This window comes from Demequina sp. (assembly GCF_016278775.1).
In the GTDB taxonomy this organism is placed as follows: Bacteria; Actinomycetota; Actinomycetes; order Actinomycetales; family Demequinaceae; genus Demequina.
Genome location: NZ_JADQBF010000034.1, coordinates 1 through 9,031 on the forward strand (window position 1 = coordinate 1; position 9,031 = coordinate 9,031).

Below are 9,031 nucleotides of genomic sequence, written 5' to 3' on the forward strand. Positions count from 1 at the left end.
ATCAGGAGCGACCTGACGCCGATCGCACCGAAACTGCCGGCGGTGAGGCCGAGCAGTTGGGCGGGGCGCCCTCCGCGTGAAGGGCTGTGTTCGAGCTCCGTGATGAGGCCGTCGCCGAGCAAGTCCCTGGACAGCTTGGTGATGAGGGCGGGGGAGAGTTCGAGTCCGCGCGCAAGGTCGGCGCGAGAGGTGGCGCCGTGTGCGCCGATGTGCGCGAGGATGGCCGCCCGGTTGATGTCGGTGCGGGCCGAGGAAATCGCCACAGTTGAACTCCTTTGTTTACAACTAAAGGAAAACTACAACTAAGTGGCGCCCCGTGTCAATCCGGACCCGCCACGGCGTCGCGATGACGCGTGCGGGCGTGTCATGAGTGATGATGGTCTGGTGAGCAGCGAAGACCTGGAGAACTACGAGACCGAGGCCGAACTGGCTCTCTACCGCGAGTACAGGGACGTTGTCGGACTGTTCCGCTACGTGGTCGAGACCGAGCGGCGCTTCTACTTGGCAAACAAGGTGGACCTGCAGGTCCGCTCCGCAGGCTCTGACATCTACTTCGAGGTCACCATGGCGGACGCCTGGGTGTGGGATGTCTACCGTTCCGCGCGACTGGTCAAGAACGTGCGCGTCGTCACCTTTAGGGATGTCAACGTCGAAGAACTCGACCACGACGACGCCATGCCAGACATCCGGCAGTTGCGCGGCGGGCGCTAGAGCGAGACCCAAGGCACGCGCGAGAAGGTTCGGTCGAGCGTTTCTTGCTCCCCCGGAACGCAGACGGACGGCCCACCGCGTCAAGCGCAGGGTGAGCCGTCCGTTGGCTGCGTACTAGATGAAGAGGGTCTGGGCGCCCTCGCTCAGGTCCATGAAGTCGCTGGCGTTGATGATGCCGTCGACGTCATCGCGCAGGTCGGCCTCGGTGAGGCCCTGCATGTCGGCGCTCATCTTGCACGCCCACAGCTTGCCGCCGGAGGCGGTGATCTGATCCAGGAACTCGTCGACCGGGGGGATGCCCAGGTCGTCGATGGACTTCTTCATCATCTTGGTGGCCATCGGCTGCATGCCGGGAATCACGGCGGCCCACTGCGGAACGCGTAGGTCGCCCCATGGCAGATGCATCGCGGTGTTCCCCACCGGGCTGAACTTCAGCTTGGTCATGCGCTTCTTGGTGATGATGTCGAAGCCCCAGAATGTGAAGAAGATGTCCACCTGGATGCCCTCGCCAAGCGCGGCGTTGGCGAGCACGAGGCCCGGGTACGCCATGTCGAGGTTCCCCTTGGAGCAGATGAGTACGAGCTTGCGGTCGGTCTCGTCGTCGTCGAAGTTGGGGACGATGGGTGCTGGATTGTTGTCAGTCATGGCGATGTCCTTTCCGGACCTAGACGCAGCCGGCCGGCTTGGGAAGCCCAGCGATGTACGCCATCTTCTTGGCAGGCTTCTTGGGGAAGAGCGCGAATTGTTGCTTGACTGGCACTCCGCCAGCGGCCTGAACGCGCCGAGTGGTGGCCGTCTCGCCCTTGACGAGGTAGTCCTCACGGAGGAACCGGATGAGAGCCCAGTGCGCCTCGGTCATGTCGATGCCGATCTGCTTGGCGAGCTCGGCTCCGAGCTCCTCTGTCCATTCGTCGTACTCGGTCATGAAGCCCTCGTCGTCGACGTGAACCTCGTGACCACTCAAAGTGGTCGTGGGCATGGTCTTTCTCCTCTCGTGGGGTGAGTACTAGTCGTCGGACGGCACAACCTTGCCGCTCATGGACAGGTGCGGTGACATCGGGATCGGGCGCCCCTTGAGGAGCAGGTTCCAGTAGGCCCATTCGAACCCGACCTTGCCCATGTGGTTGAAGCGAGACTCCTTGAGCAGGGGTAGCGGCCCCATGAACGCGAACGGGAACGACCCCGTGAGCGGCTGCGTCTCGTAATTGAAGTCGATCAGCATGCCCTTGCCGGCGCCCGACTCGATGAAGCACGTGGCGTGGCCGTCGAACTTCTCCGTCATCTCCTTGCCAGCGATGTGCTTGACGAAGTTCTCGGGGAACAGGTCCATCTCGTAATGCGCGACGGCCCCAGCCTTGGAGGTGGGGATGTTCGCGGCGTCGCCGATCGCGAAGATGGTGTCGTATGTGTCGTGCACCAGGGTCTGCTTGTCGACGGTGACGAAGTTGAGTTCGTCCCCAAGTCCCGATTCGCCGACAAAGTCGGCGCCCATGTTGAGCGGGATGGTGACGAGTAGGTCGAACGGGACTTCGCGTTCGTCGTACGACACGACGGCGTGCTTGTTGTTGTCGATGCTCTCGACCATGAAGTCGGACTCGAGCACGATGCCGCGCTTCTCAAGCATGCCGCCAAGGCTGGCGGCGGCGACAGGCTTGGTGAACGCGCCGGGCAGCGGCGTCACGAACGTGATGTCCGTCTTGTCGCGCAGTCCACGCTTGGTCAGGTAGTCGTCCACCAGGAACGCAAACTCCAGCGGCGCAACGGGGCACTTGATGGGCATCTCGGTGATGTGGATCACCAGGCGTCCGCCCTCGAAGTCGGCGAGCTTGTCGCGCAGCGCCACCGCGTCGTCGTACGTGTAGAACGAGTGCACGGTGCCGTGCCAGTCGTCCTCCATGCCCGGCGTCTGATCCGGGCGGGGGGTGGTGCCCGTGGCGATCACGAGGTAGTCGTATTCGAGGGTGGTGCCCTCGCTCAGGCTGACGGTCTTGGCCTCGGGATCCACCTTCTCAACGCTCGCCGACACTCGGGTCACGCCTGCGGGGATGTACTTGCTCGCGGGCTTCTTTGACTTCTCCGCCCTGTACTTGCCAAAGGGAATGAAGAGGAACGCCGGTTGGTAGTAGTGAGTGCCTTGCTGCTCGACGATGGCGATGTCCCATTCGTCACGGGGAAGCAATCGCCGTAGCTTGTTGGCCGCGATAGTCCCTGCGGTGCCTGATCCAAGAATCACGAGTTTTCTCATCGTTGAGCCCTCCGTGGGGTTCCACCAAATTGTGGGGAGTGAATCCCCCCTAGGGTATTCGGGACTCGGGAGTCCCGAAGGGGACTTACGTCCGTCCGTGAGCGTCGCGGCCCTGGGCCAGGCGATCCACCTGGGGGTGGTCGTGGAAGGTGGCGCCGCGTCCGGCGAAGTGGTCGTGCCCAGGGTGGCTGGCCCGGGTTTCTCCCCAGCAGACGCTCGCGCAACCGCCCACTGGGCAGTCGCCCCGCCACGGTAGTCGGGGAGGTGGCACATGGCGGCGAAGGACGCGGTGGGACGGTACGGAGAGCGGGTGGTCGCTGAGCGGCTCACTGCGCTCGGCTGGGAGGTGCTTGAACGCAACTGGCGGTGCGCGCTTGGGGAGCTCGACATCGTGGCTGTTGACCGGGACTGCATCGTCGCGGTGGAGGTCAAGACCAGGCGCACCGCTACGTTTGGCTCTGCCCTCGAGGCGGTGACCCCCGCCAAGGTCGCGCGCATCCGCAAGCTCCTCGCGGCGTGGCTTGCCTCGCAGCCGCGCACCTTTGGTGAGGTGCGCATCGACGTGGTGGGAGTCACCCTGCCAGCCGCGGGGGCGGCTCACGTTGAGCACGTGAGGGGCGCCGCATGATCGGCCGTACCCGCTCGGTGGTGCTCACGGGAGTCCGTGGCCACGTCATCGACGTGGAGGCGCACCTGGCGGCGTCCCTGCCGGCTTTCACCCTCGTCGGCCTTCCCGACGCCTCGCTGCATGAGGCGCGTGATCGCGTCAGGGCGGCAGTGGCGTCATCTTCTCTCGCGTGGCCGCAACGACGCATCACCGTCAACCTGTCGCCCGCGTCGCTGCCCAAGTCCGGATCCGTCACCGACCTGGCGATCGCGGTGGCCGTGATGGCGGCCGCCGGAATGATCACACCCGGGTCGGCGGCGCGAGCGGTGCACCTGGGGGAACTCGGCCTCGACGGTCAGGTGCGGCCCGTGCGCGGAGTACTCCCGTCCGTGATCGCGGCCGTGGAGGCTGGCTGTCCCCACGTGGTGGTGCCGCAGGCGAATGCCGACGAGGCAAGTTTGGTGCCCGGCGCATCCGTCACCGCCGTGGACTCCCTCGCCCACCTCGCGGCCATGTACGGCAATGACGACGCGCGTCCCACGGCGCGGGGCCCGGCCGCGAGACCACCCGCCGCGAACGCGTCCGAGGCAAGCGCTGCCGATCTTTCCGACGTGCGAGGGCAAACGGAGGCGCGGTGGGCGCTCGAAGTGGCGGCGGCGGGAGGCCATCACCTGCTGATGGTCGGACCTCCAGGGGCGGGAAAGACGATGCTCGCGTCGCGGCTGCCGGGAATCCTGCCCGACATGGCCCCGGCCGACGCACTCGCGGCCACCTCTATTCACTCGGTCGCAGGCACTCTCGACGCCTCGCAAGGGTTGTTGAAGCGCCCCCCATTCGAGGCGCCTCACCACTCGGCATCGGCAGCGGCGATTGTTGGGGGAGGCGCGCGACTCGCCAGGCCGGGCGCGATCTCGCGCGCCCATGGCGGAGTGCTGTTCCTCGACGAGGCGCCCGAGTTTCCCACGGGCGTGCTCCAGACGCTGCGCCAGCCGCTTGAGAGCGGCGAGGTGGTGCTGCATAGGGCCTACGGCGCGGCGCGCTATCCCGCACGGTTCCAGTTGGTCCTCGCGGCCAACCCATGTCCATGCGGTCACTACTTTGGTCGGGGAGGTAGCTGCTCCTGCACGCCGATGGCGCGGCGGCGCTACTTCGCAAGGCTGAGCGGACCCCTGCTGGACCGCATCGACTTGCAAGTGGACGTGTTGCCCGTTCGCAAGGCGCAGGCGGCTCCTGGAGAGGACTCCGCTTCCGTTGCGCAACGAGTCATGCAAGCGCGCCTCAGGGCGAGACGGCGCTGGGCGGAACTGCCGTGGACGGCTTGCGCGCAAGTGCCGAGCAGGTGGTTGCGTGAGAACACGCAGCGATCGGCGGCGGCTGTCGCTCACGCCGCGATGGAGCGCGGTCGGCTCTCCGCGCGTGGGGCCGACCGCGCCTTGCGGGTTGCTTGGACGCTTGCCGACCTGGACGCGGTCGCGGAGCCGACGAGCGACCACGTGGCGCGCGCCATGATGCTGAGATCACGGGACGGCGGGCAATGACGCGCGAAGAACGTGACGCGCTGATTGCCTGGAGCGCGATCACGGAACCTGCAGACACTGTGGCGGGCGCCCTCGTCGATGCGTGGGGTGCCAGCGCCGCGCTCGAATGGGTGATCCGCGGTTGCGACCGGCTTGCGGTGGAGGCCGCGCGCCTGGCGCACAGCGCTGGTCCGGACCTGGCGAGGGCGGCCGCTCGCGCTCACGAGCGGTGGGCGGCAAGGCTCGACAGGGCCGACGAGCCGCACGAGCGCAGGGCCCGAGCCGTCGGCGGGCGCGTCGTCACCCGCGAGGACGTCGAGTGGCCGCGAGTCATGGGAGACCTGGGCCAAACGCAGCCCTTCGCGCTGTACGTGCGCGGCGCCGCGCACCTGGACACGGTGTGGGGGGCCGCGGTCGCCGTCGTCGGCTCGCGTTCGGCCACCTCCTACGGGCAGTACGTTGCGGGTGATATCGCGCACGGGGTGGCTCAGGCCGGTCGCGCGGTCATTTCGGGCGGAGCCTACGGCATCGATGCCGCCGCCCACCGGGCGGCCGTTTCGCACGATGCGGTCACGATCGCCGTGATGGCGGGAGGGGTGGACCGCCTCTATCCGGTAGGCAATGACGACCTCTTGAGGAACATCGCCGAGACGGGGTGCATCGTGAGCGAGGTGCCGCCAGGCTTCGCCCCGCACCGGTCCCGATTCCTGAGCCGCAACCGGTTGATCGCATGCGCCAGTGCAACGGTGGTGGTCGAGGCGGCACAGCGCTCTGGGGCGCTCAGCACCGCTCGGCACGCCGCCGAACTGCTTCGCCCTGTCGCCGCAGTTCCCGGGCCCGTCACCTCGGCGTCTTCCGCAGGCTGCCACGCCTTGGTGCGTGAGGGTGTTGCGGTCCTCGTCACTGACGCCGAAGAGGTACTCGAGCTTGCCGGGCCGTTGACGGAGTTGCGCGACCCGCAACCTGACGTTGGTGGGACAAGCGGCCATGAGCCGTCCACCGTGGACTTCGGTTCGCTCGGCGAACGGAAGATGTTCGATGCTCTCACTCGGCGGGGCAAAGCGATCGAGGCGGCGGCCGCGACGGCTGGACTCGCTCTCGACGACGCCAGGACCGCTCTTGGCGGGCTCGAAGCGGTCGGCCTCGTGGAACGGCACCGCTCCGGTTGGCGCCGGTCCGAGAAGCGGGAGCCTTCAGACAAAAAAGGATAAACCGGCATAAAAGGGCGCATTGTGGAGTGCTCTGTGTGACAAATGTGACACACGGGGTTGATTTGACGGGAGTGACGGTGTCACAGTGTGCTCATGGCAGCCGATGCGCGCGCAGTAAGGGAGCGGTACTCCGCGGCCCTGCGCCACGGCCACGGCGCGTCCGACCACACAGTGCGCGCCTACTTGGGAGATCTCGACGATCTCGCGAACTACTTGGAGTTGGACGAAGACGCCTCATGGGGCGCCGTCCAACTCGCCGACATTCGTTCCTGGCTCGCCCACATGGCGGCGGACGGCAAGAGCAGGAGCACGCTCGCCAGGCGAGGCGCCGCCATTCGTACGTTCTTTGCGTGGGCGCATCGCACCGGGCTCATCGACCACAATCCCGCACTGCGCCTCGCGTCTGCTCGCCCAGCAAGCACCCTCCCGGAGGTGCTCGCGGTCGACTCCGTGAGCCTGCTGCTCGACGTGGCCCAGATGAGAGCTGACAGTGGCGATCCGCTCGACTTGCGCGACTGGGCCATGGCCGAACTCCTCTATGCGACGGGAATCCGAGTGGGGGAACTGACGGGCATCGACAACGCCGATGTGGACCTGGCCGAACTCACCGTGAGGGTCGTCGGCAAGGGAGACAAGGAACGCGTCGTTCCCTTCGGCATCCCCGCGATGCGCGCCCTCGTCGCGTGGCTCGAGGTAGGGCGCCCCGCGTGCTCAAGTCACGACGCTCACGCGATGTTCGTGGGGCGAAGAGGCGGGCGCGTAGACCAGCGCCAGGTGCGGGACGTGATTCATACCTTGGCGACGCTCGCTGGCGTCCCTGACATCGCGCCGCACGCGCTGCGTCACACGGCCGCGACACACCTGCTTCAAGGGGGGTCGGATCTTCGCACGGTCCAAGAGGTGCTCGGGCACGCCTCCCTCACCACCACGCAGCGCTACACCCACGTGACAGCTGACCGACTCCGTAGCGCGTACCAACTCGCTCATCCCAGGGCTTGAGGGGATACACCATGACCACGTACGAAGCAGACCTCGACACGGTCGCGGCCGTCCATCCCATGGCGGCCACCTGGGAGCTGCTCGCCACCGAAACCGGTGAGGCCCGGCACGAGGCCCGTGACCAGCTCATCACCCACTACGCGCCGCTGGTCACCCAGATCGCCAGCCGCATGATTGGTCGACTGCCCGATTCCGTGGAACTTGCGGACCTCGTCTCTTACGGCATGTTCGGCCTTATCGATGCGATCGAGAAGTTTGAGGTGGGCAGAGGCTTCAAGTTTGAGACATACGCGGCGACCCGAGTTCGCGGTTCGATCATTGACGAACTCCGCGCCGCCGACTGGGTGCCGCGCTCAGTGCGTTCGAAGGCTCGCGCGGTCGAGACGGCCACGCGCAGTCTTGAGCAGCACCTGTTGCGCCAAGTGACCGACGGCGATGTGGCCGAGGAATTGGGGTGGGCGACGGCGGAAGTGCGCGCGGTGCGCGCGCAAGTAGCTCTCAGCCACATCGGAGCGCTCGATTCGCTCGGCGTGGGCGACGACACCACTGCGATCGAGAACCTCGCGGCGCTTGCGGTCCCGGGAGCCTCTTCGTCGGTCGAGGTCCGCGAGGCTCACTCTCTGCTCGCCACGGCCGTGCAGGGGGTGCGCGATCGAGAGCAGCAGGTACTCCGTCTGTACTACTACGAGAACCTCACGCTCTCGCAGATTGGCCAGATCCTTGGCGTCACCGAATCGCGGGTGTCCCAGATTCACTCGGCTGCCGTGAAGAAGCTGCGCGAGACCCTGGAGCAGACTGGCGCCTTCGCCTGAGCCTCGAGCGTCACGCCCACTCCTTGAGCGTCACGCCCACTCCTCGAGCGGGAGCAGTTGCACCGGCCCGAAACCCCGCAGGTAGTCGAGCGGATCCACGTACTGCCCGTCGTGACGTAGCCCCCAGTGGACGCACGTGTCGGGCGCGCAATGACCTGCAGCACGCGAGACCGTCCCGAGGCTGTCCCCAGTGTTGACGAGGTCTCCCACCTCAACGGTGGCGTCGACGGGTTCGAGCGAACTGACAAGGCCTCCGGCGTGACGCACCGACACGACGGGTCGGTTGACCACCACTCCCGTGAAGGTCACCTCGCCAGCTGCAGGTGTGGTGACCGTGCGCCCCACGTGCGTCGCAAGGTCAATGCCCCGATGCCCTGGCAACCAGTCCTGCGCAGGCAACGAGGCAAGATTCGACACCACGAACGGCTCAACGGGAGGATCACACGTCACGCTCGCGGTCGCTGTGGCGGGAGCGACCGAGAGGAGTATGAGGCACGAGGCGGCGGCCCCAAGGGCGGGGGAGCGTCGGCGTCTCGCTGCGATCGTCACGTCACAAGTGCACAGCCTCGAGGCGCTTCACGGCCCGGCCCACGCGGCCCAGTGGGGAGCGCGCCATGGCGGCCAGCCTGGGCACGACCGCGCACGAGGGCCGAATCGGCTACCATGGTGGCGCACCTTCATGCCGAAGGTGACGACGCGCGCCATTCGCCCGCCCCCATCGTCATGTCGATGAGGTAGGGCGCCGGGACAGCGATGGTCCGGGGAAACCCGGTGCTGGACCGCGTTGGTGCTAGGGGCCACCCCCTTAAGGGGCAGCCATCAACCGAAAAACGGAACGGGTGTGCCCGTTCCCCCTCACATGCGCGTACACAGCGCGCGGAATAAGGATCTCCCATGGCAGTCGTGACGATGCGCGAAATGCTGGACGC

The 9,031-nt window shown here is 66.7% G+C and carries 11 protein-coding genes; 6 read left to right on the top strand and 5 right to left on the bottom strand.

Features of this window, described 5'->3' with window-relative positions:
• A partial coding sequence (locus tag QZZ33_RS05190) for a MarR family transcriptional regulator (protein ID WP_291378671.1) occupies nucleotides 1–263 on the bottom strand: 263 nt, incomplete at its 3' end.
• A 121-nt stretch (nucleotides 264–384) separates the two neighbouring features.
• Between QZZ33_RS05190 and QZZ33_RS05195 the strand changes: the two genes are divergently transcribed.
• On the top strand, nucleotides 385–711 hold the full coding sequence (locus QZZ33_RS05195; RefSeq protein WP_291378681.1) for a DUF2469 domain-containing protein: 327 nt from the start codon (nucleotides 385–387) through the stop codon (nucleotides 709–711).
• A gap of 114 nt (nucleotides 712–825) precedes the next feature.
• On the opposite strand, the gene QZZ33_RS05200 is transcribed toward QZZ33_RS05195, so the two are convergent.
• The 3 genes from QZZ33_RS05200 to QZZ33_RS05210 are packed head-to-tail and all read right to left on the bottom strand — an operon-like array spanning nucleotide 826 to nucleotide 2,956.
• Complete coding sequence (locus tag QZZ33_RS05200) at nucleotides 826–1,356, bottom strand: DsrE/DsrF/DrsH-like family protein (protein WP_291378672.1); 531 nt, start codon at nucleotides 1,354–1,356, stop codon at nucleotides 826–828.
• Nucleotides 1,357–1,375: 19 nt separating this feature from the next.
• On the bottom strand, nucleotides 1,376–1,690 hold the full coding sequence (locus tag QZZ33_RS05205) for a TusE/DsrC/DsvC family sulfur relay protein (protein WP_291378673.1): 315 nt from the start codon (nucleotides 1,688–1,690) through the stop codon (nucleotides 1,376–1,378).
• A 27-nt stretch (nucleotides 1,691–1,717) separates the two neighbouring features.
• Complete coding sequence (locus QZZ33_RS05210; RefSeq protein WP_291378674.1) at nucleotides 1,718–2,956, bottom strand: FAD/NAD(P)-binding oxidoreductase; 1,239 nt, start codon at nucleotides 2,954–2,956, stop codon at nucleotides 1,718–1,720.
• A gap of 271 nt (nucleotides 2,957–3,227) precedes the next feature.
• Here QZZ33_RS05210 and QZZ33_RS05215 point away from each other — a divergent pair, with 271 nt between their 5' ends.
• The 5 genes from QZZ33_RS05215 to QZZ33_RS05235 all read left to right on the top strand — a co-directional run bounded on the left by QZZ33_RS05215 (nucleotide 3,228) and on the right by QZZ33_RS05235 (nucleotide 8,102).
• On the top strand, nucleotides 3,228–3,584 hold the full coding sequence (locus QZZ33_RS05215) for a YraN family protein (protein WP_291378675.1): 357 nt from the start codon (nucleotides 3,228–3,230) through the stop codon (nucleotides 3,582–3,584).
• Nucleotides 3,581–5,101, top strand: coding sequence for a YifB family Mg chelatase-like AAA ATPase (locus tag QZZ33_RS05220; RefSeq protein WP_291378676.1), 1,521 nt, complete (start codon nucleotides 3,581–3,583; stop codon nucleotides 5,099–5,101). Before QZZ33_RS05215 ends, QZZ33_RS05220 begins: the two co-directional genes overlap by 4 nt.
• Nucleotides 5,098–6,291 carry a DNA-processing protein DprA gene (gene dprA / locus QZZ33_RS05225; RefSeq protein ID WP_291378677.1) on the top strand — a complete coding sequence of 398 codons (1,194 nt, stop codon included), beginning with the start codon at nucleotides 5,098–5,100 and terminating at the stop codon, nucleotides 6,289–6,291. The genes QZZ33_RS05220 and dprA overlap by 4 nt, the downstream gene beginning before the upstream one ends.
• 93 nt (nucleotides 6,292–6,384) lie before the next feature.
• Entirely contained in the window at nucleotides 6,385–7,290 is a 906-nt protein-coding gene (locus tag QZZ33_RS05230; RefSeq protein WP_291378678.1) for a tyrosine recombinase XerC, read from the top strand.
• Nucleotides 7,291–7,301: 11 nt separating this feature from the next.
• A complete protein-coding gene (locus tag QZZ33_RS05235) occupies nucleotides 7,302–8,102 on the top strand; it encodes a FliA/WhiG family RNA polymerase sigma factor (RefSeq protein WP_291378679.1) in 801 nt (266 codons plus the stop codon).
• Between the two features lie 30 nt (nucleotides 8,103–8,132).
• On the opposite strand, the gene QZZ33_RS05240 is transcribed toward QZZ33_RS05235, so the two are convergent.
• Nucleotides 8,133–8,651 (bottom strand): M23 family metallopeptidase, encoded by a 519-nt coding sequence (locus tag QZZ33_RS05240; RefSeq protein WP_291378680.1) that lies wholly within the window; start codon nucleotides 8,649–8,651, stop codon nucleotides 8,133–8,135.
• Nucleotides 8,652–9,031: the final 380 nt, after the last annotated feature.

Bases quoted from the DNA above. Each gene is read 5' to 3' on its own strand.
- QZZ33_RS05210 (WP_291378674.1), bottom strand. From the start codon at position 2,956: ATGAGAAAACTCGTGATTCTTGGATCAGGCACCGCAGGGACTATCGCG.
- QZZ33_RS05205 (WP_291378673.1), bottom strand. From the start codon at position 1,690: ATGCCCACGACCACTTTGAGTGGTCACGAGGTTCACGTCGACGACGAG.
- QZZ33_RS05200 (WP_291378672.1), bottom strand. From the start codon at position 1,356: ATGACTGACAACAATCCAGCACCCATCGTCCCCAACTTCGACGACGAC.
- QZZ33_RS05215 (WP_291378675.1), top strand. From the start codon at position 3,228: ATGGCGGCGAAGGACGCGGTGGGACGGTACGGAGAGCGGGTGGTCGCT.
- QZZ33_RS05235 (WP_291378679.1), top strand. From the start codon at position 7,302: ATGACCACGTACGAAGCAGACCTCGACACGGTCGCGGCCGTCCATCCC.
- QZZ33_RS05220 (WP_291378676.1), top strand. From the start codon at position 3,581: ATGATCGGCCGTACCCGCTCGGTGGTGCTCACGGGAGTCCGTGGCCAC.
- QZZ33_RS05230 (WP_291378678.1), top strand. From the start codon at position 6,385: ATGGCAGCCGATGCGCGCGCAGTAAGGGAGCGGTACTCCGCGGCCCTG.
- dprA (WP_291378677.1), top strand. From the start codon at position 5,098: ATGACGCGCGAAGAACGTGACGCGCTGATTGCCTGGAGCGCGATCACG.